The 24,412-nt window shown below is 56.4% G+C and carries 25 protein-coding genes and 1 tRNA gene; 9 read left to right on the forward strand and 17 right to left on the reverse strand.

What is annotated here, in order from left to right:
* Positions 1-41: 41 nt before the first annotated feature.
* The gene (locus tag ABSH60_RS04930; protein ID WP_390972966.1) at positions 42-1,328 is read right to left on the reverse strand and encodes a nucleoside deaminase; all 1,287 of its coding nucleotides are present in this window, start codon (positions 1,326-1,328) and stop codon (positions 42-44) included.
* A 391-nt stretch (positions 1,329-1,719) separates the two neighbouring features.
* A complete protein-coding gene (locus ABSH60_RS04935; RefSeq protein ID WP_056781537.1) occupies positions 1,720-2,226 on the reverse strand; it encodes a DUF1993 family protein in 507 nt (168 codons plus the stop codon).
* A gap of 212 nt (positions 2,227-2,438) precedes the next feature.
* On the opposite strand from ABSH60_RS04935, the gene ABSH60_RS04940 reads away from it, so the two are divergent.
* On the forward strand, positions 2,439-3,707 hold the full coding sequence (locus tag ABSH60_RS04940; protein WP_122097362.1) for a glutamine amidotransferase: 1,269 nt from the start codon (positions 2,439-2,441) through the stop codon (positions 3,705-3,707).
* A 21-nt stretch (positions 3,708-3,728) separates the two neighbouring features.
* Here the strand turns inward: ABSH60_RS04940 and uraH are convergent, their stop codons facing one another.
* The 9 genes from uraH to ABSH60_RS04985 form a co-directional block, all read right to left on the reverse strand.
* Positions 3,729-4,079 (reverse strand): hydroxyisourate hydrolase, encoded by a 351-nt coding sequence (gene uraH / locus ABSH60_RS04945; RefSeq protein WP_390972968.1) that lies wholly within the window; start codon positions 4,077-4,079, stop codon positions 3,729-3,731.
* Positions 4,079-4,573 carry a 2-oxo-4-hydroxy-4-carboxy-5-ureidoimidazoline decarboxylase gene (gene uraD / locus ABSH60_RS04950; RefSeq protein ID WP_183848047.1) on the reverse strand — a complete coding sequence of 165 codons (495 nt, stop codon included), beginning with the start codon at positions 4,571-4,573 and terminating at the stop codon, positions 4,079-4,081. Before uraD ends, uraH begins: the two co-directional genes overlap by 1 nt.
* Positions 4,570-5,844 carry an allantoate amidohydrolase gene (hpxK, locus tag ABSH60_RS04955; RefSeq protein WP_056781552.1) on the reverse strand — a complete coding sequence of 425 codons (1,275 nt, stop codon included), beginning with the start codon at positions 5,842-5,844 and terminating at the stop codon, positions 4,570-4,572. The genes uraD and hpxK overlap by 4 nt, the downstream gene beginning before the upstream one ends.
* Positions 5,844-7,082 (reverse strand): aminotransferase class V-fold PLP-dependent enzyme, encoded by a 1,239-nt coding sequence (locus ABSH60_RS04960; RefSeq protein WP_390972971.1) that lies wholly within the window; start codon positions 7,080-7,082, stop codon positions 5,844-5,846. Before ABSH60_RS04960 ends, hpxK begins: the two co-directional genes overlap by 1 nt.
* A gap of 131 nt (positions 7,083-7,213) precedes the next feature.
* A complete protein-coding gene (locus tag ABSH60_RS04965) occupies positions 7,214-7,975 on the reverse strand; it encodes an amino acid ABC transporter ATP-binding protein (protein ID WP_056781559.1) in 762 nt (253 codons plus the stop codon).
* Positions 7,975-8,625 carry an amino acid ABC transporter permease gene (locus ABSH60_RS04970; RefSeq protein ID WP_122097357.1) on the reverse strand — a complete coding sequence of 217 codons (651 nt, stop codon included), beginning with the start codon at positions 8,623-8,625 and terminating at the stop codon, positions 7,975-7,977. Before ABSH60_RS04970 ends, ABSH60_RS04965 begins: the two co-directional genes overlap by 1 nt.
* A 2-nt stretch (positions 8,626-8,627) precedes the next feature.
* A complete protein-coding gene (locus ABSH60_RS04975; protein WP_056781565.1) occupies positions 8,628-9,293 on the reverse strand; it encodes an amino acid ABC transporter permease in 666 nt (221 codons plus the stop codon).
* A gap of 24 nt (positions 9,294-9,317) precedes the next feature.
* A complete protein-coding gene (locus ABSH60_RS04980; protein ID WP_056781677.1) occupies positions 9,318-10,103 on the reverse strand; it encodes a transporter substrate-binding domain-containing protein in 786 nt (261 codons plus the stop codon).
* 264 nt (positions 10,104-10,367) lie between these two features.
* Complete coding sequence (locus tag ABSH60_RS04985) at positions 10,368-11,207, reverse strand: MurR/RpiR family transcriptional regulator (protein WP_056781567.1); 840 nt, start codon at positions 11,205-11,207, stop codon at positions 10,368-10,370.
* Positions 11,208-11,398: 191 nt separating this feature from the next.
* On the opposite strand from ABSH60_RS04985, the gene ABSH60_RS04990 reads away from it, so the two are divergent.
* From ABSH60_RS04990 to hpxZ, 4 genes are read left to right on the forward strand one after another with little or no spacing between them, the layout of a single operon-like run.
* A complete protein-coding gene (locus ABSH60_RS04990) occupies positions 11,399-12,985 on the forward strand; it encodes a gamma-glutamyltransferase (protein WP_390972973.1) in 1,587 nt (528 codons plus the stop codon).
* Between the two features lie 36 nt (positions 12,986-13,021).
* On the forward strand, positions 13,022-13,216 hold the full coding sequence (hpxX, locus tag ABSH60_RS04995; protein ID WP_056781572.1) for an oxalurate catabolism protein HpxX: 195 nt from the start codon (positions 13,022-13,024) through the stop codon (positions 13,214-13,216).
* Positions 13,213-14,616 carry an AtzE family amidohydrolase gene (locus tag ABSH60_RS05000; RefSeq protein ID WP_056781575.1) on the forward strand — a complete coding sequence of 468 codons (1,404 nt, stop codon included), beginning with the start codon at positions 13,213-13,215 and terminating at the stop codon, positions 14,614-14,616. Before hpxX ends, ABSH60_RS05000 begins: the two co-directional genes overlap by 4 nt.
* Before the next feature lie 39 nt (positions 14,617-14,655).
* The gene (hpxZ, locus tag ABSH60_RS05005) at positions 14,656-15,039 is read left to right on the forward strand and encodes an oxalurate catabolism protein HpxZ (protein ID WP_056781578.1); all 384 of its coding nucleotides are present in this window, start codon (positions 14,656-14,658) and stop codon (positions 15,037-15,039) included.
* Between the two features lie 620 nt (positions 15,040-15,659).
* Here hpxZ and puuE read toward each other — a convergent pair.
* The 3 genes from puuE to ABSH60_RS05020 are packed head-to-tail and all read right to left on the reverse strand — an operon-like array spanning position 15,660 to position 18,083.
* Positions 15,660-16,598, reverse strand: a complete 939-nt coding sequence (gene puuE, locus ABSH60_RS05010; protein WP_056781581.1) for an allantoinase PuuE — start codon at positions 16,596-16,598, stop codon at positions 15,660-15,662.
* A complete protein-coding gene (locus ABSH60_RS05015) occupies positions 16,591-17,349 on the reverse strand; it encodes an aspartate/glutamate racemase family protein (protein WP_122097354.1) in 759 nt (252 codons plus the stop codon). Before ABSH60_RS05015 ends, puuE begins: the two co-directional genes overlap by 8 nt.
* Positions 17,349-18,083 (reverse strand): FCD domain-containing protein, encoded by a 735-nt coding sequence (locus tag ABSH60_RS05020; protein WP_390972976.1) that lies wholly within the window; start codon positions 18,081-18,083, stop codon positions 17,349-17,351. Before ABSH60_RS05020 ends, ABSH60_RS05015 begins: the two co-directional genes overlap by 1 nt.
* A gap of 176 nt (positions 18,084-18,259) precedes the next feature.
* Between ABSH60_RS05020 and ABSH60_RS05025 the strand changes: the two genes are divergently transcribed.
* On the forward strand, positions 18,260-19,762 hold the full coding sequence (locus ABSH60_RS05025) for a cytosine permease (protein ID WP_390972978.1): 1,503 nt from the start codon (positions 18,260-18,262) through the stop codon (positions 19,760-19,762).
* Positions 19,763-19,845: 83 nt separating this feature from the next.
* On the opposite strand, the gene ABSH60_RS05030 is transcribed toward ABSH60_RS05025, so the two are convergent.
* Positions 19,846-19,922 (reverse strand) — tRNA-Asp (locus tag ABSH60_RS05030).
* A 140-nt stretch (positions 19,923-20,062) separates the two neighbouring features.
* The gene (dnaQ, locus tag ABSH60_RS05035; protein WP_390972980.1) at positions 20,063-20,794 is read right to left on the reverse strand and encodes a DNA polymerase III subunit epsilon; all 732 of its coding nucleotides are present in this window, start codon (positions 20,792-20,794) and stop codon (positions 20,063-20,065) included.
* A gap of 69 nt (positions 20,795-20,863) precedes the next feature.
* Between dnaQ and rnhA the strand changes: the two genes are divergently transcribed.
* Positions 20,864-21,331 (forward strand): ribonuclease HI, encoded by a 468-nt coding sequence (rnhA, locus tag ABSH60_RS05040; protein ID WP_056781594.1) that lies wholly within the window; start codon positions 20,864-20,866, stop codon positions 21,329-21,331.
* Positions 21,332-21,389: 58 nt separating this feature from the next.
* On the opposite strand, the gene ABSH60_RS05045 is transcribed toward rnhA, so the two are convergent.
* Complete coding sequence (locus ABSH60_RS05045; protein WP_122097352.1) at positions 21,390-22,115, reverse strand: class I SAM-dependent methyltransferase; 726 nt, start codon at positions 22,113-22,115, stop codon at positions 21,390-21,392.
* 43 nt (positions 22,116-22,158) lie between these two features.
* Here ABSH60_RS05045 and gloB point away from each other — a divergent pair, with 43 nt between their 5' ends.
* On the forward strand, positions 22,159-22,914 hold the full coding sequence (gloB, locus tag ABSH60_RS05050) for a hydroxyacylglutathione hydrolase (protein WP_056781599.1): 756 nt from the start codon (positions 22,159-22,161) through the stop codon (positions 22,912-22,914).
* Between the two features lie 69 nt (positions 22,915-22,983).
* Positions 22,984-24,372: a murein transglycosylase D gene (gene mltD / locus ABSH60_RS05055; protein ID WP_056781602.1), complete on the forward strand. Its 1,389-nt coding sequence runs from the start codon at positions 22,984-22,986 to the stop codon at positions 24,370-24,372.
* Positions 24,373-24,412 lie beyond the last annotated feature (40 nt).

Genomic DNA, 24,412 nt, shown 5'->3' on the forward strand with positions numbered 1-24,412 from the left:
AAATGACCAGGCGGCCAACGATTGAGTGCGGCGGACAGACATTACACGGTCGGTAAACCGGCCTCCAGCGCGTCGATCAACCCCTGATCCACGACCTGTTGCGGGTGAACCTTGATTTCCGAGCTGTATAACGGCGGCAGTTTCTGACAATACGCATCCAGTTCGGTTTGCGCGATGGTCGGCACACCATACTGGAAGGAATTCGGATTCTCCTCAGGCAATGCACCTTCCATGGTTGAACCGTAGGCACCAAGTTCAATCAGGCTATGTGATGACTCGTCCGGACCATGCGAAAACACAAAAGTGCCGTATTTAGGATGGCCGAGGTAAGGCAATACTTTTTCGTCGCCGAGAGAATCCCGCAGGTTATAACGCAGTTGTGCATAATTGCGCGTCACCAGTAAAAACGCCGTCTGAATCAATGAAGCTTTTTCGTTACCGGACAAACACAACAGCAAATTACCGAAGTAATCGAGGAATGCGACCGAGTTGCCTTTACCGCCCTGAGCAATATCCGTATTCGCCGCTTCAATCAGGAAAGGAGCCAGCCCGGCATCCGGTGCGCCACGTGAGGGGGCGGTATATTGTAAAGCGTCAGGATAAATAGCCTGCAACGCCACAACGATCGGATCATCGGTCGGTAATTCTTTGATATCTTTCAACTGATCCGGCGGTAAATCTGAGTTGATGCTGGCTTTCACCTGCGTCAGGGTGGCGTCAAAAATAGACTCACACAGCGCCAGCGTCTGCACATCAATCACATCTTGCGTAAAGAACTCCGCCACCGGCGCAGAACTTGCCGGACGGGAAAAACAGTTATCCCCGTTCACGGCCGGATAACTGAATGTCTCCTGCGCCACCAGAGCCAGATCGTCAGAGAGCGAGGGGAAATCCGCCAGAGTGTCGTAATTGATACCGGAATAAGTATCGAACGCCGCAGAAATCACGTTAAAGCCGCCGGTAATAATCGAACCGGTACACATGCAGCAGGGATCCAGCGAGGTCACAATAGTAATCTCGGACGGAGGTGGCAGCTCAACCCCCTGGGCAATTTGCGCGTAATACCAGTCGATCAGTTGTCTTTCACCGTGAGCAGTAGGATCGTTGGTCTTATTATTCATGACGACGTTATTATGAATCGCATTCAGCACTTTTCCTGTGCCATCGAGCATTACACCGCCGACGCTGAAAGTATTCTGGCAATAGGCCAGCATGGCCTGATTTGCCGCAGCGGCGGCGGCCGCTTCGACAGAGACATACGTGACGTCTTTCACTACGCCCGCTTTTAATGCCGTTTTATTTGATGAATTACAATTGCAATTACACATAGTAAATCCTTCCATTAGATTAAGTGCATAAATTGAGGATCATTAATTCGCGAAACGTCATTGAATAAATACGCCGGAATTAAAGAGGCTTTATCGTGGCAAATTAATCTTTAATTAAATAATGGAAGCTGTTGTGCCAGCGGTGGCACCGGGGGTATTAAATAAAAAGGAGAGTATTTCAGAATTGTTTTATTTTAATCATAATCTTCATGAATATTGAAAATTTTATTTACGGACTGGATAAATAAATTACAGGGCGTAATAATATTGCGCGGTTCAGGTCATCAGCAACCGTTCTGACTTTCTATTTTTATGAGGCGTCTCAATACCAAAGAAGAAAGGCATATTCCGGCGCCTGCCCGCAGGGTAAACGCCGGAGTAAACCTATCTGTTATATCGCGCCGATAAAGTCTGCTTTACCGATATTCACGCCCAGGTGGCGCAGAATGTTGTAGGCGGTGGTGATGTGGAAATAGAAGTTCGGCACGGCAAACGCGGTGACGTAGCTGTGCGCGGTGAATTTCAGTTCGTGATTTTTGCCTTTCACCACGATCTCACGGGATTCATCGCCTTCCAGTTTTGCGACATCCACGCTTTCGATAAACCGCAGCGTTTTAGCAATACGCTCCTGTAACTGGGCAAACGTCACTTCGTTGTCTTCCATCGCAGGGGCGGCTGTGCCTGACAGGCGGGCGATCGCGCCTTTTGACATATCACTGGTGATTTGCACCTGACGCGCCAGCGGATACATGTCATCGGCCAGGCGGGTATTGAGCACCTCTTCTTCCGATTTTCCGTTTTCCTTTGCCCATGCCGCGCCCTTTTCCAGCAGGGCTGAAAGATTCTGTAAACCACGAACAAACTGTGCGGCCGTACTGCCATAAAGCGATGCTGACATGATGCTTCCTCTGTGAATGATGGGTTAGAACAACTGGCGCTACCTTAGCGCGTTACGGTCTGAACAACGCGACGTTTTATAGCAGTGGAGTGTGACGCAAATCCGGTTTACGGCATTCGCCGCTCTTTTTGTCAGCGCATGTAAACAGGCCCCTGTGTGGATCAATTCTTGCATTCACTACCCCCGCAAAAACATCTGACAGAGGACCACTGATGACCATCACCTTTATTGCACACACCACGCCCGAGCCTGCGTTGTACGGCGCGATGGCAGCGATACTTGCTGAATTGCGCGCGTTGCCGCTGTGTCACTTCCCCGTCAGTCATGATGCGCAACGTTACCCGAATGCCCGCCAGCACGTGACGGCGCAGGGGCATGCGCTGACCAGCGGGCTGGTATGGCTCGAGCGCCTGACCGGGCGCGGTGCGGGTGCCGAATCCAGCCTGGAATCACTGATTTATCGGGCACTTAAGGAAGATATCGTGGTGCCACTGCGTGAACCGTTATCCGCAGAACTGGCCGCGCAACTCGCTGAACAGGGCATTGAAATCGAATCATTAACCGTGGTGCGCCATCAGGATAAATTCCAGCTGGAAGACGTCACCACCGGCAAAATTCGCAGTAACGGCTGGGGGCGTGATGCCTTTGGCCGCTGGGCTTTAGGCTCCGTTTCACAACCGGTCATGCGGGCAGGAAAAACCTTGCGCGTGGCACTGGTGGGGGATATTGCCGGGCAGCGCGACAGCTATCCGGCGATGCTCGCTGCACTGGGAGACGCCGCCGATGCACTGGCAATGAACATCGACGTCGTCTGGGTGACGCCAACGCTGCTGGGCAGCCAGCTGGATTCCACGCTGTTTGATGTGGACGGTATTATTCTGCCGGGCATGACGCTGACCCACACTGACTGTCAGGCCGGGCAACTGGCGACCGCCACCTGGGCGCTGGAGAATCAGACGCCGGTGCTGGGCATCAATCAGGGGATGCATCAGATGGTGACCGCGCTCGGGCAGAAAGTGCTCGGACAGGAGCGCGTGGTGATGCACGGCCCCTCGCCGCTCGGCAGCCTGCAAACCGGCCTGCCGCTGGCTGAACATACGCAGCCGCGTCTGGGGAATCATCCGGTGTTCAGCCGCAGCGGCAGCCTGCTGGCGAATAAAATGGGCGAGGAGTTTACGCTGCGCTACAACCAGCGCCGCTACCTGAATCCGCAATTACTGGCGGAACTGGAAAGCGCGGGGCTGTGCGTTTCTGGTTATGACGAAAGCGGGGAACAGGCGCAGGCGGTTGAGCTGAGCAACCATGCCTGTTTTATCGGGATCCAGGGTCAGCCGGAGCTGATGTCACGCCGCGAGCGCCCGCATCCGCTGCTGATGACCTTCCTGCAACAGGTTCGCCAGAGCAACCGCCAGCACGACGTCAGCCACGATGCGCTGACCAAAAGCGTGCGCTTAAAACAACCGCACCTGCTGATGGGCTGATGGGCTGATGGAGCCTCGGGTCTAACTGCCGCGATAGGTCGAGTAAGAATACGGGCTGATCAACAGCGGCAGATGGTAATGATCCTGACTGCCGTCGAGCATCACATCAATAATGGCCGAGTGATACAGCGTCGCGCGGCCGGTCGCGGCGAAATACGCGCCGATATCCGCACACAGCCGGTAATGCCCGGAGGCGACAGGTTCCGGCGTTAATTTCGCGGCGCGGCCATCGGCATCGGTTTGGGTTTCGCTGATGAGCGTCACGTTGCGTCCGTCAACGCTTTCCAGCCAGACGCGCACGTTGGCCGCAGGCTGCCCTGAAGAGGTATCGAGAATGTGGGTGGTGACTTTCGTTTTAGAAACCGTGGTCATTATTGGAAAATCTCCTTTAAACGCAGCAGGGTAATTTCTTTGAGTTGTTGCGCCGTTTCCTGATCTTCAGCGTCCGGCGAATTTTCAAGACGGCGTTGCAGATTATGCAGAATGTCTTCAGAACTGCGCCCTTTGGCGCGGATCAGAAACACCCGTCCGAAACGTTGTTCATAACGCAGGTTCCCTTCGTGCAGCGCATCGATGACCGCCTGCTGGCTGATATTGAGCGTCGCCTGTTCGCCACGGGAAAGCTGCGCTTCCTTGCTGGCACCGCTGGCACGCTCGCCAATGCGCGGGTGCGCCGACAGTGCGCGGGCGATGTCATCCGGCTGCCAATGCTGACAGGCTGCTTCGGCGCATTGCATCAGGCGTTGCGTTGAAGAATAAGGCCGCGCGTCAGTGAGTTGCGTCGCCCAGGACGGAATATTCACCAGCGGGCGCAGCAGCGCAACGGCTTCGAATTCAGACAGCGCGTTAAACTCATCCAGCGTCATAAATGCCCTTCTTTAAAACTCAGCACGGTGTTGATATACGCCTGCACCGCATAAGCCACGTCGCCGGTGGTGACGGATTCATCGGGATGATGGCTGATACCGTCTTTACAGCGCACAAACAGCATGCCGACCGGCCAGCATTCGGCGATAGCAATGGCGTCATGCCCCGCACCGCTTGGCAGCGACATCGCCTGCCCCTGTAAGTGTAAAACACTTTGATTAAGACGATGCTGCAAACCGGCGTCGCAGGCGGTGGCGCGGATGCCGTAAAACTGTTCGGCAGCGAAGGTCAGCCCGCGGCGCGCCGCGATATCCCGGCCTTTCGCCAGCAACGTTTCCAGTAAAGCGGATAAATCCTCATCACGGGGGCCGCGCACATCCAGCGACAGTTTCACCTGCCCCGCAATGACGTTGACCGCGCCCGGCAGGCATTCCAGCGTACCGACGGTCGCCACCAGATTGCGGCCGGTGGCGGTGGTGATGCTTTCAATCGCCAGCGTCCATTCGGCGGCGGCAGTCAGAGCGTCCTGACGCTGCCCCATCGGCACGGTGCCGGCATGGCCGGCATGACCGGTAAATTCACAATTCAGACGACGCGCGCCGTTAATCGCCGTGACCACACCGAGCGGCACATTGGCCGTTTGCAGGCACGGGCCCTGCTCGATATGCAGTTCCAGATACGCGCAAAAATCGCTGACCGCACGCTGTGACGCGCCGATTTTCAGCGGATCCAGCCCGGCGTTGTGCATCGCCTGTGCCACCGTGATGCCCTGCGCATCCTCGCGTTCCAGCCACTGGGCGGGCCAGGTACCGGTCAGCCCGCGGCTGCCCAGCAGCGTGATGCCAAAACGCGTTCCTTCCTCATCGCAGAAGCCGACAATTTCCACCGCCATCGGCAAACGGATGGCGTTCTGATGCAAATGCGCCACCACTTCCAGCGCGGTCAGCACGCCGAGCGGGCCGTCGTAACGCCCCGCGTTGCGCACGCTGTCAAGATGTGAACCGAGCAGCAGAGCAGGTGCTGACGCATCAAGCCCTTCATAGCGCCCGCAAATATTGCCGACGCTGTCCTGCCAGACGCGCATACCGGCCAGCGCCATCCACTCCCCCACCAGACGGTTGGCCTGCAAATGTTCTGCCGAGAGATACACGCGGGTCAGTTGCCCCGGTGTTTCACTGATGGCGGCCAGTGCGTCGCAGCGCGCCATCACCCGTTCAGCGGCCAGTTTTGCGCTGCCGGAAACCGCAGCCAGCGTAAAGGCTTCTGCCATTACTGACCTCCTGCGTAGTGATCCCACGCAGCCTGCGCCCCTGCGCCGTATTTCGACGCAAAGCCCAGACGGTTAAGCACCGCTTCCAGCGCCACCAGCGTCTGCAACACGCAGTCTTTACGGGCGTTATAGCCCATGGTGCCGATACGCCAGATTTTCCCGGCCAGCGGGCCAAATGAGGTGCCGATTTCGATACTGAAATCGTTAAGCATCATCTGACGCACCTGTTCGCCATGCACGCCCTGCGGAATGACCACGCCGAGCACGTTGTTCATGCGGTTATTCAGGTCACCGAACACCTCCAGCCCCATGCCCTGAATACCGGCCAGCAGCGCGCCGCCGTGCAGTTTGTGACGGGCGATGCCGGTATCCAGCCCTTCTTCCAGAATGATGCGTGCGCATTCGCGCGAGGCGAACAGCATACTGGTGGCTTCGGTATGGTGGTTCAGACGCTCCGGCCCCCAGTAATCCATGATCATGCCCAGATCGAAATAGTTGGAGTAGATCATCTCTTCGTCGCCGTCGGCATGGTCAGCGGTACGGATACCTTCCTCCACGCATTTACGGCGGCGGATTTGTTCTTCAAAGCGCGGACTGATGGTCACCGGTGAGCTGCCGGACGGGCCGCCGAGGCATTTTTGCAAGCCGGCTGACACGGCGTCTAAACCCCAGGCGTCGGTTTCCAGCGGGTTGCCGCAGAATGACGCCGTGGCGTCTGAATAGAACAGCACGCCGTGGCGGCGGCAGATGTCGCCCAGCTGTTCCAGCGGCTGCAACATGGTGGTCGACGTATCGCCCTGCACGGTCAGCAGCCAGCGGGGTTTCACCGATTTAATCGCATCTTCGATTTGCTGCGGATCAAACACTTCACCCCACGGCACTTCGACGGTGTGCACGTCGGCACGGCAGCGGCGGGCAATTTCACACAGCAGATGTCCGAAACGGCCAAACACCGGCACCAGCACTTTGTCGCCCGGACGGATACCGGAAAGCAGCACGGCTTCGATACCGGCGCGCGAGGTGCCGTCGATCAGGAACGTCCACTGGTTTTCGGTTTTATACAGCGCACGGTACAGCGCCATGACTTCGTTCATGTAACCGGTCATCACCGGATCATATTGCCCGACCAGCTGGCTCGTCATCGCCCGCAACACGCGCGGATCGGCATTGATCGGCCCCGGCCCCATCAGCAGACGGGTCGGCGGGTTGATTTGTCCGGGAGAGATGAAATCTGACATAGTGGATCCTTTAATTTCTTTAAGAACTGATACCCAATAGATTTCAATGTGCAGCAAGGCGGCAATTGAACGAATCCCCGTTCACTTTGCTCACTCAGTGACCGGGGTGAGAGAAAGCAGCCAATGCCGCTTCATACTGAAAGAGGCAGCGTCTCTTCATTTAAGCCGCGTACGGAGGCGATAAACTGTTTCAGCTCGGGGGTTTGCGGATTGGCAAACAGCGCCCGGCTTTCGCCCTGTTCCCACACGGTGCCCTGATGCATAAACACCACGCGGTCGCCCACTTCACGGGCAAAATTCATTTCGTGCGTCACCAGCACCAGCGTCATGCCCTCTTTCGCCAGCTGCTCGAGCACTTTCAATACTTCGCCGACTAATTCCGGATCCAGCGCCGAAGTGATTTCATCACACAGCAGCACTTTCGGGTTCATCGCCAGCGCACGGGCAATCGCCACACGTTGCTGCTGGCCGCCGGACAGGTTCGACGGGTAATAATCCATGCGATCCGCCAGACCGACTTTCGCCAGCATCTGCGCCGCCAGTTCGCGGCATTCAGCGGCGGATTTTTTCAGCACGCGGCGCGGGGCCAGCATGACGTTTTCCAGCGCGGTCATGTGCGGGAAAAGATTGAAACTCTGGAACACCATGCCGACGGAACGGCTGATATCTCGCGCCTGCGAATCGCGGTCGGTGATGGTCATGCCGCCCAGCTTGATGCTGCCTTCCTGATAGCCTTCCAGCCCGTTTATGCAGCGCAACAGCGTGCTTTTCCCGGAGCCGCTGCGGCCAATGATGGAGATCACTTCACCGCTGTCGATATCCAGATCCACACCTTTCAGTACGTGGTTCTGGCCGTAAAATTTTTGAACCTGATTAATTGTGATCAACGGCATTACTGTTTATCTCCACGCAACGATTTCTCTAAATGCTGGCTGTAACGCGACAGCGGGTAGCACATCAGGAAGTAGCCGAGCGCCACGAGTCCGAACACTTTGAAGGGTTCGAAGGTGACGTTGTTGAGCATCGTGCCCGCTTTGGTCAGCTCGACAAAACCAATAATCGACGCCAGCGCCGTGCCTTTCACCACCTGAACGGAAAACCCGACGGTCGGTGCAATGGCAATCCGCAGCGCCTGCGGGGTGATCACCCGCCATAATGTCTGGCCGAAATTCAGGCCGAGGCAGCGCGACGCTTCCCACTGGCCTTTCGGTAACGCGGCAATGCTGCCACTCCAGATATCCACCAGATACGCGCTGGTGTAGAGGGTCAGCGCCAGCGCGGCGGCTGTCCACGGGCTGACGTTGATGCCAAACAGCCCGAGGCCAAAGAATGCCAGGAAGAGCTGCATCAGCAGCGGTGTGCCCTGGAAAAGCTCGGAATATAAGCGCACAAAACGCGACGGCCAGCGGCGTTTGGTCAGGCGCATCAGCAGCAGCGGTAACGTGACCAGCGTGCCGCCGACAAACGCGGTCAGCGACAGCAACAGCGTCCAGCGCGCCGCCAGCAACAGATTGCGCACAATGTCCCAGTCAGTGAAGGTCATCATCAGTTTTCACTCCCAAAGAAGCGGCGTCCGGCCAGCAGCAACAGCTGACGCATCGCGACCGACAGCATTAAATAGAACAGCGTGGTGACCAGATACACTTCGAAACTGAGGAAAGTACGCGACTGAATTAAGTTGGCCGCAAACGTCAGTTCTTCATAGGACACCTGCGATACCACGGACGATCCGAGCATCACGATAATGCACTGGCTGACCAGCGACGGATAAATACGTTTCAGCGACGGCGGCAGCACGATGCGCAGAAAAGTCTGGCTGCGCGTTAATCCGAGCACGCGCCCCGCTTCCCACTGGCCTTTCGGCGTCACCTGAATACCGGCGCGGATGATTTCCGTGCTGTACGCGCCAAGATTAATCAGCATCGCCAGCAGTGCCGCCTCACCGGCGGTCATTTTCAGACCGATGGCGGGCAGACCAAAGACAATGAAAAACAGCTGCACCACAAACGGCGTATTACGGATGGCTTCGACATACACGCCCCACACCGCCCGCAGGGTTTTATGGTTGCCGCAGCGAATGGCCGCGCCGCAGATACCGATCGCGACACCGCCAATCGTTGCCATCACCGTCAGCTCAATGGTGGTCCATAAGCCGGCCAACAGCTCCGGCATATAAGGCCACAGCGCGCTAAAGTTAAGCTGATAGGTCATGAAAGATCTCCGTGAAAACGTGGATTACGCGCCGATGGACGCCGGAAGCGGAGCCTTCATCCATTTTTCGGACAGCGCGTTGAGCGTCTTGTCTTTCACGCCTTCGGCAATCAGTTCATTCACTTTGTCTTTCAGCGCCGGTTCGTCTTTACGCAGGCCAACGAAGCACGGCGAATCTTTCAGCATCACTTTCGACTCTGGCGCTTTGGCCGGGTTCATACGCGCAATTGCCGCCACCACCAGGTTACCGGTAGCAATGTATTCCACCTGACCGGACAGGTACGCCGACAGCGTGGTGTTGTTATCTTCGTAGCGCTGAATTTTGGCGTCTTTCGGTGCCACATCGGTCAGCGCCAGATCTTCCACCGCGCCACGGGTCACGCCGATGGTTTTGCCGGACAGTGCTTTCAGATCCGCCAGTTTGTCGCCTTTGGCACCAAATACGCCGAGGAAGAACGGCGCGTAGGCGTTGCTGAAATCGATCACTTTTTCACGCTCGGCGTTTTTACCGAGGCTGGAAATCACCAGATCCACTTTATCGGTTTGCAGATAAGGCACGCGGTTGGCGCTGGTCACCGGCACCAGTTGCAACTTAAGTTTCATTTTATCGGCCAGGTATTGCGCCATATCGATGTCATAACCTTCAGGTTGCAGATCTTTTCCCACCGAACCAAACGGCGGGAAATCCTGAGGCACGGCCACGCGCAGCACGCCGCGTTTCTGAATATCCTGCAACTGATCGGCCATCGCGCCGGATGCCTGAAGCACCAGCATTGCAGCACCTGCCCACGCCAACAGCCGTTTGTTCATGTTCATAGATTATCTCCGGTGAAAGGTTTTTGGAACGATAGATTCTTATAAACATGACTCTGCAACGAATGTGCCAAAAACGTTTCAGCGGAAAAATTGTGCGCTAAGTCACGGTACGACAAGGGATCAGACGAATACGGAGGTATTCAGAAGCGTTTTTTTTGCCCTGTATCAGGGCAAAAAGAATGAAAAACGGAAAAGCAGGATGCACTGAAATTGTGCGAAAGCACCAGAAAAGCGCTCAGTGTGTTCTGTAAACGGGAATCAGCGCTGCTCCAGCTCATCCAGATCGGTATACAGATCGCTAATCTGATGAATGCGCTGACGGCCCGAGGCCAGGGTATCGTGCAGTAACGCATTGCTGAGAAGATTCGCCAGACTCATGGCGGAGGAATAGCTGTCAAACGCCGAGACGCTGTCGAGCGGTGCGGCCAGATGCCAGGCGGCCAGCGGGATAAGCGTCTGCGCCTGCGGCTCGCAAATCAGCAGCACCGGCACGCCCAGCGACTGCAACTGCGTGAGAATCGCTTTCGCCATACGCGGCCTGCGGCGGAAAGCGACAAAAATCACCACGTCCTGCGCGGTGAGATCCACCAGTTCTTCCGCCAGCGTTTGCCCTGGTTGCGGCATCATCATCACCCCTGCGCGCACCTGAATCAGCTGCTGGCGCAGGTGCAGCGCCACCGGATAGCTGTTGCGAAAGCCCAGCAGACGCACCTGCCGCGCCTGACTGAGGGCGGTGATCAGCGCGCCAAACTGAGCGCCGTCGATCTGGTTAATCCACTGGGTCAGATTGGCCATTTCCTGCTTATAGTGGCGCGATAACAGGGTGTTGCCCTGCACCGCGTCGCGGCTGTCGGTCAGCGGCATCCCGCTCTGGCGCAGGGTGCGCATTTCATCGCGCATATCGCGATAACTCGGGTAGCCGAGACGCTTAAACAGGCGGCTGACCGTGGCCTTCGACACGCCGCTAAGCCGCGCCAGCTCGGCGCTGTTGTAGCTCATCAGATCATCGATACTGGCAAATATAAAGTCGGCGACGCGCTGTTCCTGCGGCGTCAGCTCTGCGTAATGATCCCGCAGACGCTCATCAATTTGTTTCATCTCACCGCCTCTGTAACCAATGTTTCAGCACCTATCATGGCATGCACTATGCTTGCCAATGCAAGCGAAATTATGCAGGAAAGCGTGAGAAATCTGCCGATGTGGAACACCTCTTGCTTAACGTTATCCCTACGCGCCCAAAACCCTGCAAACACGGGCAGCATAAAAAAGCGTCTCAAAAAGGACATCGCATGATTAACAGTAACAGCGCACCGCTCGGTATGGCGGTGACGCCTCATCACCTGGCAAGCCAGAGTGCGCTTGCGGTATTACGTGAAGGCGGCAATGCCATTGAAGCCATGGTCGCCGCCGCTGCCACGATTGCCGTGGTGTATCCGCACATGAACGGGCTCGGCGGTGACGGTTTCTGGCTGATTGTGCCACCGCAGGGCAATCCGGTGGCCATCGACGCCAGCGGTGCCGCCGGATCGCTGGCATCGATCGGGTTCTACGCCGGTGAAACGCATATTCCGCATCGAGGCCCGAAATCTGCCCTGACCGTCGCGGGCACCGTCGGCGGCTGGCAGGAAGCGCTGAACATTTCCGCTGAATTTGGCGGCGAGCAAAAACCCCTGTCGCGCCTGCTGCGCGATGCCATTCGCTATGCGGCCGACGGCATACCGGTCACCGCCTCTCAGGAAGCCGCCACCCGCGCCAAACAACACGAACTGAAAGACATCCGCTCATTTACCGACGTCTTTCTGCCAAACGGCGAAGTGCCGCGCGCCGGCAACCGCTTTACCCAGCCGCAGCTGGCGCAGACGCTCTCCATGTTGTGCGAAGACGGACTGGGCAGTTTTTACCGTGGCGAACTGGCCGACAGCATGGCCGCCGACATGGAAAAACTGGGTATGCCGGTCACCCGTGCCGATCTCGCGGCGTATAAGCCACAGCGCCGCGTGCCGCTGCGCCTCAAACACAGCAAAGGCGAAATCTACAACCTGACACCGCCGACGCAGGGGCTGGTTTCACTGGCGATCCTCGGCCTGACTGACCGTCTGCCGCTGGAAGGCATGGACGAAAGCGCCACCATTCACAGCATCGTCGAGGCCACCAAACTGGCGTTCGGCCTGCGCGATCGTTTCATCACCGACCCGCGCATGATGACGCAGGACGCCCAGAGCCTGCTGGATCCGCAGTATCTCGATGCTCTCGCGACCCGCATCAAACCCCACAGCGCCGCCGACTGGGGCAAAGGTAAAGGCCCCGGCGATACCGTCTGGATGGGCGTGATGGACAGCAGCGGGCTGGCGGTGTCGTTTATCCAGAGCATCTATCACGAGTTTGGCAGCGGTGTCGTGCTGCCGGAAAGCGGCGTGCTGTGGCAAAACCGCGGCGCCTCTTTCAGCCTCGACCCCGATCATCTGCTGGCGCTGGCGCCGGGCAAACAACCGTTCCACACGCTGAACCCCGCCGCGGCACGTTTATACGATGGCCGCACGCTGGTGTATGGCTCGATGGGCGGCGACGGACAACCGCAAACGCAGGCGGCGGTGTTTATCCGCCACGTGGTGCAGGGGCAATCCTTACAACAGGCGATCAGCGGGCCGCGCTGGCTGCTGGGCCGGACCTGGGGCGAAAGTTCGGATTCCCTGAAACTGGAAGGCCGCTTCGACTATCAGACACAGGCCGGGCTGAGGCAGCGCGGTCACGACGTCGAATTATTACCGGATTTCAGCGAAGCCGTCGGCCATGCTGGGGCGATTGTGCGCCACACCAACGGCATGTTTGAAGGTGCCTCCGACCCGCGCAGCAACGGCAGCGCCGCCGGATTTTAATCAGAGTTCGCTCATAAGAATGGATAAGGAAGCAACATGAAAACGCCCCCCGCAGCGACCGACTGGGCCGCTTATGTCCGTCAGATGGAGTCCGTTCTGGCGCTGGATCTCGACGACGCGCGTCGTCAGGAATTGCTGATACAATTCAGCCGCATTGCGCAGATGGCGCAACCGCTGATGGATTTACCGCTCGATTCGCGTCTGGAAATCGCCGGGGTGTATCGCGCATGAAATCGTTCGATCATTTTACTATCAGCCAGCTGCACCAGGCCCTCGCGCGGGGCGAGCTTTCCGCCACGGAAATCGCCACCGCGACGCTCAGTGCCGTCGAACAGGCCAATCCTGTCATCAACGCGTATACGCATATCACCCGCGAACGCATGTTGAGTGAAGCCGCAAAAGTGGATAAAACCCGTGCCAGCGGCGCAACCTTATCGCCGCTGGCCGGCATTCCTTACGCGGTGAAAAACCTGCTGGACGTGGCCGGTGAGGTGACGCTGGCAGGTGCGAGCCTCAACAGCAGCAACGCCGCCGCACGTCATGATGCGTGGACAGTTTCACGCCTCGCCGCACAGGGCGCGATGCTTTCCGGCATGCTGAACATGGATGCGTACGCCTACGGTTTCACCACGGAAAACAGCCATTACGGCGCGACGCGCAACCCGCGCGATCTGACCCGTGTCGCGGGCGGATCGTCCGGCGGTTCTGCCGCCGCGGTGGCCGCCGGTCTGGTGCATTTCACGCTGGGCAGCGACACCAACGGCTCGATCCGCGTGCCCGCCTCCCTGAGCGGCATTCTCGGCCTGAAACCTACCTTCGGGCGGATCTCGCGCAGCGGCAGCCAGCCGTTTGTCGCCAGCCTCGATCATCTTGGCCCGATGGCGCGATGCAGCGAGGATTTATCACAGGTGTATGACGCCATTCAGGGCACCGATCCGCAGGATCATTTTCAGGCAGACAAACCCAACACCGAGACGTTCTCTCAGTTAAAACGCGGTCAGCAAGGTTTACGCACCGCGGTTCTCGGCGGCTATTTCTCCACCTGGTGCGACGGTCATGCCAAAGACGCGGTGCGTCAGATAGCCCGGGCGCTGGAGGCGCAGGAAGAAATTGATATGCCGCAGGCTGAACTGGCCCGTTCCGCCGCGTTCATCATCAGTGCCTCGGAAGGGGGCAATCAGTATTTGCCAAAACTGCGCAGCATTGCGCAGCAGTTTGAACCGCTTTCCCGCGAGCGTTTGCTGGCCGGGGCGATGATCCCGGCGGCCTGGTACGTGCAGGCGCAGCGTTTCCGTCATCAGTTTCAGCAACAGGTGTTGCCATTGTTTGACCATTGGGACATCTTGATTGCGCCAGCCACGCCGTGTCCGGCGACGTTAATCGGTCAGGAGACGATTCACATCAACGGTCAGGATCTGCCAACGCGCGCCAGCATGGGTATGCTGACACAGCCGGTTTCGTTCCTTGGTCTGCCGGTGGTGACCGTTCCCGTGACGACGGCAACAGGCCTGCCGATAGGATTACAACTGATTGCACCGCCGTGGCGGGAAGACCTGTGCCTGCGTGCTGCGTGGGCGCTGGAGCAACAGGGCATCGTGAACGTCAGCAGTTCTCCGGTGATGTATACCTGAATTAACAGGCCACCGTTTTCCAGGGTAAAGAGAGTAAACATGAAAACTGACAATATTGACCGCCCGGCGATCCTCGCCGAAATGAACGCGGCATTTTATCGTTATGAGCAGGCGCTGATCACCAATGACACTGCGGTTCTCGACGAGCTGTTCTGGCACGATCCGCGCACCGTGCGCTACGGCGCAGGGGAAAATCTTTACGGCATCGACTCCATCCGCGCGTTTCGCGCCGCCCGCCCGGCGCAGGGTCTGGATCGCGAACTGATCAACACCACCATCACCACCTTTGGCGATGACATGGCGGTCGCCAGCACCGAATTTCGCCGCGAAGGGACCGACCGTGTCGGGCGTCAGCAGCAAACCTGGGTGAAGATGGCGAGTGGATGGAAGATTGTGGCAGCCCATGTGAGTCTGATGGTTTGACCGAATCAATGGGCGGTTCAGCTTTGGAAAGCTGAGGAAACTGTTTCCGGTTTCACCGGGATCAAAAAGCGTTGTGAAAGTTTCGGTTTCTCAATTGCGGTGATCACTTGTCGCGCTGCGCCGAAACCGCCCAAAAGGGGCCAGGACGGGCCCCTCTTGGATCTCCCGCGTCTTTTTACTGCGCGCTCCGCGGGTACGACGGACATGTTCCGGTAGATCCGTGAGTGGCGCAAAATATTGCCGCTGCGCGGTTCCTTCTCTCGGTCTTCGAGCCTCTGGTCTCGAAGCCGCTCCGTTCAGCAAAATTTTTAATCGCGCCAATTCACTCTCTAAAAACAGAGAGATTTAAACTCCAATTTGAATTTGAATTTAAGATCGTGCGGGCGATTCAGAAATCTTGCCGAACGGAGCGGCCTGAAGACCTAAGGCTTCAGGACCGAGAGAGGGCACCGCGCAGCGGCAAGATTTCCAGCCTGTCGCTGCGGCAGCTGAAACATAGCCAGCGAGCGACAGCGCGCAGTGAAAGAGCCCGGGATTCTTAAGAGGTGCGGCGATAGGCGCCCCTTAAGGCCAGTTTAGGTGGCAACCCAAAGTTTTGAATTTGAAATTGAATGTCGAGATTAAACACCGAAATGTTTAACCCAGTGATCCGCTATTTCCTGCCGCTTACAAACCCAAACGCGTTCATGCGATTCCACGTAATCCAGAAACCGCTGCAAAGCCCTGAACCGCCCCGGTCGGCCAAGTATCCGGCAGTGCATCCCGATCGACATCATTTTGGGTGAGGTTTCACCCTCTTCATACAGCACGTCAAACGTGTCTTTCAGGTAGGTATAAAACTGTTCGCCGGTGTTGAAACCCTGCGGGGAGGCAAAGCGCATGTCATTGGTTTCCAGCGTGTACGGGATCACCAGATGCTGTTTTGTCTCACCATTTTCCAGTTTTACCGGCGTCCAGAACGGCAGGTCATCGCCATAGTAATCGCTGTCATACTGGAATCCGCCCGATTCGGCCACCAGCTGGCGGGTGTTCGGGCTGTCGCGGCCTGTGTACCAGCCGGACGGCGCTTTGCCGAATAAATCGCGCAGCACGGTGACGGCTTTTTGCATGTGCTGCGCCTCTTCGGCTTTGCTCATGTCCTGATAGTGGATCCAGCGCCAGCCGTGGCTGACGACATCGTAATCCGCCGCTTTGATGGCATTGACGATTTCCGGGTTACGCGCCAGCGCCATCGCCACGCCGAAAACGGTCAGCGGCAGGCCGCGTTTTTGAAACTCATTGTGGATGCGCCAGAAACCGGCGCGGGAGCCGTATTCGTACAGCGAATCCATCGACATATGCCGGGCAGGGAAACTGGCAGCACCGATGATATCAGACAGAAATTGCTCGGAACCGGCGTCGCCATGCAACACGTTGTTCTCTGCGCCCTCTTCATAATTAAGGACAAACTGCACAGCGATGCGGGCGTTGCCCGGCCAGTTGGCGTGCGGCGGGCGTCCGGCATAGCCGATCAGGTCACGCGGATACGCGTCGGTAAAACCGTGCTCAACATCAGACATAGTGATCTCTCAGATTCAGTCCGGCAAATCGACCAGACAGGGGTTTTTCCAGCGGATAATCCAGATCGCCGTGTTTACTGGTGGTCAGGCGCAATGCGGCCAGTGACTCCACCATTTTGACTGCCGCGCTGACGCCGTCGATCACCGGAATGTTCAGCTCCAGCGTCAGTTCCTGCGCCAGATCGGCCATGCCGCCGCAACCGAGCACGATCGCCCCGCTGCCGTCGGATTTTTTCGCCGCGATACACTGCTCACGCACTTTTTCCTGCGCCAGACCGCTGCCGTCTTCCAGCGATAACACCGGCAGATCGATGGCGTGCAGCGCCGCGCAGTGGCGTTCAAAACCGTACTGATGCAGCAAATGCCGGGCGATGGTCAGCGTGCGCGGCAGGGTCGTCACGATGGAAAACCGTGTCGCCAGCATGGTCGCCAGGTGCATCGCCGCCTCCGCAATACCCACCACCGGCCCGCGTGCCAGCTCGCGCGCGGCCAGTAATCCGGGGTCGCCAAAACAGGCAATAATGTGCCCGTCAGCACCGGCATCCCGCCCCGCCTTCACCTGTTGTAAAACGCCCAGCGTGGCAATCGCCTCATCAAAATGCCCTTCTATGGACGGTGCCCCCTCTTCAGGGCAGACGGCCAGAATCTGTGTCTCCGGCGCGGCCACCGAGCGGGCTGTTTGCGCCATCACTGCGGTCATCGCCTGGCTGGTGTTCGGGTTGATCAGTTGTATACAAAGCGCACGCGACATCAGCGTTTCTCCTCATTGTTGGCTGTCCGTTGCGAGGAAAAGATCTGCGCGAAATCCGGCATTAGCCCCTTGTTCTGCTCAAAACGCAGGCTGGAAACAATGCTGTCAAAATGCTGCGCCATGCTCGCGGTCAGCGCGGTGACATCGCGTTTTTTCAGCAAGTCGAGAAGATCGTCGTGATCGTGACAGCGGCATCCCTGCTGCCACGGCGCGCCCCAGGCGGCAATGGCGAGGGAAGACCGCAGCGTCAGCTGGGAGACAGATTCGGTCAGCACTTTATTGCCGGAAATAGCCTGCAGCTGGACATGAAAGGCGGCAGAAAGGCGGATTGCGGCCTCACCATTACGTTCTTCGTGGGCACGCTTTTCTTCCTGCACCAGCTTTTTCATGGCCACCAGATGGGTGGACTGACAGCGGGCGATCACCAGCGGCAGGTTGGCGCATTCGAGAATTTTCCGGGTGGCGAAAACATCGCGGGATTCTTCAGCGTCCGGCGTGGTGACGTGCGCACCACGCTTGGGCAATAACGTCACCAGTTGCACTGCGGCAAGGCGTTGCAACACACGGCGAATGCCGGTGCGGCTGACGGAAAACACGTCCGCCAGTGCTTCTTCCGGCAATTTACTGCCCGGTAACAGCTGATGTTCGACGATCGATTTCACCAGCGCGTTATAAATATGGTCGTCCTTATCCTCGGTAAAATAGGCCGTATTCAGCCCGTTCCAACTGGTCATTGCCGTTACTCCGTATACCGTTCGTGTATTAATCGTATACATGAAATAGATTTTTTGTATACAAAAAGTGAAATTTGGCCTGATTCATGCAGTGCTCCTGTGACTGCTTTCATCTTTTGGCAGCCGGAGATCCGGCTTCCGACTTTCACATGTTGTTTATGACAGGAGCACGATTTATGCCAAATCAGGAAATCACCTCCGCCACGGCGTCTTCTGAACAGAGCGCCGGGATCATCAAGCCTTATTACAGCCCGCGGCTGTGCAATGATGATTTAGCGCCAACGCGTCACCAAAACTGGAGCTGGTACAACATCTTTTCTTTCTGGATGTCCGATGTGCACAGCATGGGAGGCTATGTGGTGGCGGCGAGTTTCTTCACACTCGGGCTGACCAGCTGGCAGGTGCTGCTGTGTTTGTTATGCGGGATTTGTATTGTGCAGATTTGCGCCAATCTGGTGGCGAAACCGAGCCAGCAGGCCGGTGTGCCATACGCGGTGATTTGCCGTCAGGCGTTTGGCGTATTCGGGGCAAACATTCCGGCGGTGATCCGCGGGCTGATAGCCTTCGCCTGGTACGGCATTCAGACCTATCTGGCCGCCAGCGCGCTGATGCTGGTATTGCTGAAGTTTTTCCCGTCAATCACTCCGCTGACCGTGCCGCACTGGCTGGGGCTGTCGGCGCTGGGCTGGATCTGTTTTGGCATTATGTGGGTGTTACAGGCAATGGTGTTCTGGCACGGCATGAGCGCGATCAAACGCTTCATCGACGTGGCGGGCCCGGCAGTGTATGTCGTCATGCTGATGCTCGCGGGCTGGATTTTGTATAAAACCGGCCTGAGCAATATCTCTTTCACGCTGTCGACTAAAACGCTGACCGTCGGCCAGCAGGGCTGGGAAATGCTGACGGCCACCGCGCTGGTGGTGTCTTACTTCTCCGGCCCGCTGCTGAACTTCGGCGACTTCTCGCGTTATGGCAAAAGTATGAGCGAAATCCGTCGCGGTAACCGCTGGGGCCTGCCGTTTAACTTCCTGCTGTTCTCCATTGTGACCGTGGTTATCGTGTCAGGGACACAATCTCTGTTCGGCCAGATGATCACCGATCCTATCGAAACGGTCAGCCGCGTCGGTAACAGCGTGGCCGTAGCGCTCGGCCTGCTGACGATGATCATCGCTACCATCGGGATCAATATCGTTGCGAACTTTGTCTCGCCGGCTTTCGATTTCTCTAACTGCTCGCCGCAAAAAATCAGCTTCCGCACCGGCGGGATGATCGCGGCCGTCGGCTCTGTTCTGCTGACGCCGTGGAACCTGTTCCAGTCACCGGAACTGATTCACTACACGCTGGACGTGCTGGGCGCGTTTATCGGGCCACTGTTCGGGATTTTGCTGGTGGATTATTACCTGATCAAACGCGGCCAGATGGATGTCAATGCGCTGTTCAACGCCACACCTTCCGGACGTTACTGGTACCGCAACGGCTTTAACCCGAAAGCGATCGCGGCGCTGGTGCCTGCTGTGGTGATTGGTTTGGTCATCAGCTTTACACCGGGCCTGCATCAGGTGGCGAACTTTAGCTGGTTCATTGGCGCGCTGTTGTCCGGTGGCTGTTACCGGTTTATTGCACGTCACGATCGTGTAAGCAGCCATGAACTGGGCTATCTGAAAGCCGAAGCGGAATAAACAGAACAGAGAAGGAAGGAAAATGCCAGGACGGCAGAAACGACGAAGCCCTGAGTGATTTCTCACTCAGGGCTTCTGAATAGTGGCGGAACGGACGGGGCTCGAACCCGCGACCCCCTGCGTGACAGGCAGGTATTCTAACCAACTGAACTACCGCTCCGCGTTTTGTTCTGGTTAAGAACGGAGCGGATAGTAAGGAATCCCCGCGACGCCGTCAATGCTTTTCCTCTCGTTTTCAAACAACTGCACAGTTTTTCTGCATCCTGCATATTTTCAGTGCAACCGCCTGAAAAATTCGGCTCAGGAACGCCACAAACAACTGCCGCCTTTTTTCATTACCAGATCAAGACGCTCTTCATGCCACGCCAGCTCCTGCTCGCTGGCGTTGATCACTTTGAGGCCGGACGCCGGACGCGCGATCCGCTGGATCCCCTGCCCGTCCGCACCGGTGTTTTGCTCACCTTCGTGGGTAAACTTGATGCTGGTCTGGCCGCCGGTCATCATCAGATACACTTCGGCCAGGATTTCGGAGTCAAGCAGTGCGCCGTGCAGCGTACGTTTGCTGTTGTCGATCAGGTAGCGATCGCTCAGGGCATCGAGGTTATTACGTTTGCCGGGAAACAGCTTACGCGCCATCGCCAGACTGTCGGTGATTTTACAGAACGTCTCGGTTTTCGGCAGATTACGGCCCAGCATGTCGAACTCGTAATCCATAAAGCCGATATCGAACGTCGCGTTATGGATGACCAGTTCGCCGCCACGAATGTATTCGATAAAGTCGTCCGCGACCTCGGCAAACGTCGGTTTATCGGCGAGGAATTCATCGCTGATGCCGTGAACGCCAAAGGCTTCCGGGTCGATCAGGCGATCGGGCTTGAGATAAACGTGAAAATTGCGGCCGGTCAGGCGGCGGTTCACCACCTCAACGGCACCGATTTCAATAATCCGGTGCCCTTCGTAATGGACGCCGAGTTTGTTCATACCGGTGGTTTCGGTATCGAGAACAATCTGTCTGGTAGGAGAAGAAATCATATTGCAGTGCTCGCAGCGCTCGTTTATGTCAGACTTGGCTTTTACATTTGATGGAAGAGTCTACCAGAGATGACCAAACAGGTAGAAATTTTCACCGACGGCTCCTGCCTGGGTAATCCCGGCCCCGGCGGTTTCGGTGCGATTTTACGCTATAAGCAGCATGAAAAAGAGTTCAGCGCCGGTTTCCGGCTGACCACCAATAACCGCATGGAAATGATGGCGGCAATTGTGGCACTGGAAGCCTTGTCCACGCCGTGCGAAGTCACGCTGAGCACCGACAGCCAGTATGTGCGCCAGGGCATTACCACCTGGATCCATAACTGGAAAAAACGCGGCTGGAAAACAGCGGACAAAAAGCCGGTGAAAAACGTCGATTTGTGGAAGCGTCTCGACGCCGCCATTCAGACACATCAGCTGAACTGGATGTGGGTGAAAGGCCACGCCGGTCATCCGGAAAACGAACGCTGTGACGTGCTGGCAAAAGAAGCGGCGGGCAATCCGACGCTGGAAGATGTCGGTTATCAGGCCGAGAATTAACGCCGCAGGAACCACACCCTGTCCCCGCCGCCCCTCATCAGAGGGACGGTGTAGAACTTTAGTCCCGATGTTCTTCCCGGTAACTTTTCGTTGCCCCCACCGCCTGGGGTATTTTTTGTTTCTGCGCGGGCACTTTTTTCGCCATCGGCGTCAGCGGGAAAGTCCGCTTGCGCGCAATAATCAGCGTCATACAGCCCAGCGCGGGCAGATGCGTACTCAGCAGTTTCCCCCCGTTTTTCCTCCACGGCAGCACATGAAAACGCCGGTGAACCATCACTTCGTAATTCAGTAAAGACAGCCAGTCAAGTAACCGCATTTGGGTGAACAGGCGGCTGCTGTAGGGCTGACGTTTGCGAAAGAACGGCATCAGTTTGCCCAGCCCCAGCAGGCTCAGGGGATTGAAGCTGCTTAACACTATCCAGCCATCATCAATCAGCACGCGATCCACTTCACGCAATATGCGGTGCGGGTCCTCGGCGTAGGCCAGCGTATGGCTGAGCAGGCAGGCATCGACAGATTTTGCGGCGAACGGCAGAGAGTAAGGGTCGCCTCTGACGTGCATCCCTTCGCCCTGCGAGGCGAAATTGACCTGATGCGAAATAGGACAGGCTTCGGCATTGAGTTCGGCACTTAATGCGCCGATTTTCAGCAGGTGAAAACCGTACAGTTTTCCCCACCAGGGTTGCAGTTGTTGCTCAAGCGCGGCACGGTAGTAGTCGCCGCACGGGATTTCATCCCATGAAGCCGGAGCAACAATGTTCTTACGGGCGCGGGCGGGTCGCATATTTTATTATCTTCTTTCAAGCAGTTGCCAAAGAGAGGTTGCCATGAATCTTATCAGTATTCCTGCGTTACAGGACAATTACATTTGGTTGCTGGATGACCAGAAAGGGCATTGTCTGATCGTCGATCCGGGTGAAGCGGCGCCGGTATTGGCCGCGTTAAAATCGCACAATTTAACCCCTGATGCGATCCTTCTCACCCACCATCATCATGACCATGTGGGGGGAGTAAACGAGATTTGCAGCCATTTTCCTGCTCTGAAAGTGTACGGACCTCACGAAACTGAGAACAAATTTAGTCAGATTAGTCTTAAAAACGGTGACAAATTGGAAATTGGCGGTCTGGAATGGCAAATCTTTGCTACCCCCGGGCACACTCTTGGTCATATTTCATACTATAGCGCACCTTATCTATTCTGCGGAGACACGATGTTTTCAGCCGGATGCGGCCGTTTGTTCGAAGGGACCCCCGAACAAATGTACCAGTCGTTTCAACGGTTAGCCGCACTGCCTGACGAAACATTCGTCTGTGCCGCGCATGAATATACTCTCTCAAATCTTAAGTTTGCGCGGTCCATTTTGCCCGAGGATCATGATATTCATTCTCATGAGCACAAAGTGCAACAAATGCGCGAAAAGGGACAATCTTCCCTGCCTTCTACCCTCGGTCTTGAACGGAAAATTAACCTATTTTTACGATGTGATGATCTTGATTTACAAAACAAATTAAACCTTAACGATCCCTTAAAACCCGCCTGGCACGTTTTCGCCCATTTAAGGGCTCTCAAGGATAGCTTCTGAACCCAAAGGTTGTGTTTTTCTTCTTAGCAAAGTATTATCGCTCGTCTTTTAAGCAACTATGACACACACATGAAGGCATATGCGATCCTAATAATCGCCTCCATGTTGCTCACCGGTTGCCAGGCGTCCAGGCAGGGCGCGAAGGTACCCGAGCAACATGCACAGAGTTTGTCTTCAGCAAGTCAAAGTGAAGAAGCAGGACAGTTCACAGGTGATGGCCGAGCGGCCTCTGGGGGATGGTTGGATGGAAACGACGCCGCCTCTCAGCAAAACCTGTGGAACTTCATTGGCGACGAGCTGAAGATGAAGGTTCCGGATAACCCCCGGATCCGCGAGCAAAGAGTTAAATATTTAAAACATAAGAGCTATCTCCACGATGTAACATTACGGGCAGAGCCGTACATGTACTGGATCACCGAGCAGATTAAGAAACGTAAGATGCCGATGGAACTGGTACTGCTACCCATAGTGGAGAGCGCTTTTGACCCCAAAGCAACCTCATCAGCTAACGCTGCTGGGTTGTGGCAGATTGTGCCGCAGACGGGTCGCAACTATGGTCTGAAACAAAACCAGTGGTATGACGGACGCCGCGATGTTGTGGCTTCGACGACTGCTGCGCTTGATATGATGCAACGCCTGAACAAGATGTTTGGCGGCGACTGGTTACTGACCGTGGCTGCGTATAACAGTGGTGAAGGCCGCGTGATGCAAGCGGTGAAAGCGAATAAAGCAAAAGGTCGACCTACGGATTTCTGGTCTTTGGCACTGCCGCGTGAAACATCGATTTATGTTCCGAAGATGTTAGCGCTGAGTGACCTCTTAAAGAACAGCAAGAAGTATGGCATCAACCTGCCGAAACCGAGTGAAGACCGTGCTCTGGCGCGTGTTGAAGTCGGACAGCAAATGCAATTAACGCAGGCCGCTGAAATGTCAGGTATGTCACTGACCAAGCTGAAGTCGTTTAACACTGGCTACAAGAAGAATGTGACCGCGCCGAATGGCCCGCATTACATTGTTCTGCCGAAGGCGCATGCCGACCAGTTAAAGGATTCTCTGGCTGATGGCGATATCGCCGCAGTGCAGCAAACCCAACTGGCCAGCAACACTCCGTCAGGGGCAAAACAGTACAAGGTTCGCTCCGGCGATAGCTTGTCTGGTATTGCAGCCCGACTGAATGTGAAAACCCGTGATCTACAGCGTTGGAACAATTTGCGCTCAGCAGGCGCGTTAAAAGTTGGGCAAACACTGCAGGTGGCGGATAACAGCGTCAGCGATACCAGCGTAAATGGTGGCAGCATCACTTATCAGGTACGTAAAGGCGATTCGTTGTCGAGCATTGCCAGGCGTCACGGCGTGAACATCAAAGATGTCATGCGCTGGAACGCGTCAGCAGACAACCTTCAGCCAGGCAAAAAGCTAACGCTGTTTGTTAGCAACAAAATGAGCCCGGAAACCTGACAGGTTTGGACCATAAAAAAGCACCCTGAACATTCCGGGT

The sequence above is a fragment of the Rahnella sp. R3(2024) genome (assembly GCF_042920125.1).
GTDB lineage: Bacteria > Pseudomonadota > Gammaproteobacteria > Enterobacterales > Enterobacteriaceae > Rahnella > Rahnella rivi.

Excerpts from the sequence above, each read along its gene's own strand:
- ABSH60_RS05000 (WP_056781575.1), top strand. The coding sequence starts at position 13,213 with ATGAAATCGTTCGATCATTTTACTATCAGCCAGCTGCACCAGGCCCTC.
- mltD (WP_056781602.1), top strand. The coding sequence starts at position 22,984 with ATGAAGGCATATGCGATCCTAATAATCGCCTCCATGTTGCTCACCGGT.
- ABSH60_RS04970 (WP_122097357.1), bottom strand. The coding sequence starts at position 8,625 with ATGACCTTCACTGACTGGGACATTGTGCGCAATCTGTTGCTGGCGGCG.
- hpxX (WP_056781572.1), top strand. The coding sequence starts at position 13,022 with ATGAAAACGCCCCCCGCAGCGACCGACTGGGCCGCTTATGTCCGTCAG.
- hpxK (WP_056781552.1), bottom strand. The coding sequence starts at position 5,844 with ATGGCAGAAGCCTTTACGCTGGCTGCGGTTTCCGGCAGCGCAAAACTG.
- dnaQ (WP_390972980.1), bottom strand. The coding sequence starts at position 20,794 with ATGATTTCTTCTCCTACCAGACAGATTGTTCTCGATACCGAAACCACC.
- rnhA (WP_056781594.1), top strand. The coding sequence starts at position 20,864 with ATGACCAAACAGGTAGAAATTTTCACCGACGGCTCCTGCCTGGGTAAT.
- ABSH60_RS04985 (WP_056781567.1), bottom strand. The coding sequence starts at position 11,207 with ATGAAACAAATTGATGAGCGTCTGCGGGATCATTACGCAGAGCTGACG.
- gloB (WP_056781599.1), top strand. The coding sequence starts at position 22,159 with ATGAATCTTATCAGTATTCCTGCGTTACAGGACAATTACATTTGGTTG.
- hpxZ (WP_056781578.1), top strand. The coding sequence starts at position 14,656 with ATGAAAACTGACAATATTGACCGCCCGGCGATCCTCGCCGAAATGAAC.
- ABSH60_RS05020 (WP_390972976.1), bottom strand. The coding sequence starts at position 18,083 with ATGACCAGTTGGAACGGGCTGAATACGGCCTATTTTACCGAGGATAAG.
- ABSH60_RS04975 (WP_056781565.1), bottom strand. The coding sequence starts at position 9,293 with ATGACCTATCAGCTTAACTTTAGCGCGCTGTGGCCTTATATGCCGGAG.
- ABSH60_RS05025 (WP_390972978.1), top strand. The coding sequence starts at position 18,260 with ATGCCAAATCAGGAAATCACCTCCGCCACGGCGTCTTCTGAACAGAGC.
- uraH (WP_390972968.1), bottom strand. The coding sequence starts at position 4,079 with ATGACCACGGTTTCTAAAACGAAAGTCACCACCCACATTCTCGATACC.
- ABSH60_RS05045 (WP_122097352.1), bottom strand. The coding sequence starts at position 22,115 with ATGCGACCCGCCCGCGCCCGTAAGAACATTGTTGCTCCGGCTTCATGG.
- ABSH60_RS04965 (WP_056781559.1), bottom strand. The coding sequence starts at position 7,975 with ATGCCGTTGATCACAATTAATCAGGTTCAAAAATTTTACGGCCAGAAC.
- ABSH60_RS04960 (WP_390972971.1), bottom strand. The coding sequence starts at position 7,082 with ATGTCAGATTTCATCTCTCCCGGACAAATCAACCCGCCGACCCGTCTG.
- ABSH60_RS04940 (WP_122097362.1), top strand. The coding sequence starts at position 2,439 with ATGACCATCACCTTTATTGCACACACCACGCCCGAGCCTGCGTTGTAC.
- ABSH60_RS04930 (WP_390972966.1), bottom strand. The coding sequence starts at position 1,328 with ATGTGTAATTGCAATTGTAATTCATCAAATAAAACGGCATTAAAAGCG.
- ABSH60_RS04935 (WP_056781537.1), bottom strand. The coding sequence starts at position 2,226 with ATGTCAGCATCGCTTTATGGCAGTACGGCCGCACAGTTTGTTCGTGGT.
- puuE (WP_056781581.1), bottom strand. The coding sequence starts at position 16,598 with ATGTCTGATGTTGAGCACGGTTTTACCGACGCGTATCCGCGTGACCTG.
- ABSH60_RS05015 (WP_122097354.1), bottom strand. The coding sequence starts at position 17,349 with ATGTCGCGTGCGCTTTGTATACAACTGATCAACCCGAACACCAGCCAG.
- uraD (WP_183848047.1), bottom strand. The coding sequence starts at position 4,573 with ATGACGCTGGATGAGTTTAACGCGCTGTCTGAATTCGAAGCCGTTGCG.
- ABSH60_RS04990 (WP_390972973.1), top strand. The coding sequence starts at position 11,399 with ATGATTAACAGTAACAGCGCACCGCTCGGTATGGCGGTGACGCCTCAT.
- ABSH60_RS04980 (WP_056781677.1), bottom strand. The coding sequence starts at position 10,103 with ATGAACAAACGGCTGTTGGCGTGGGCAGGTGCTGCAATGCTGGTGCTT.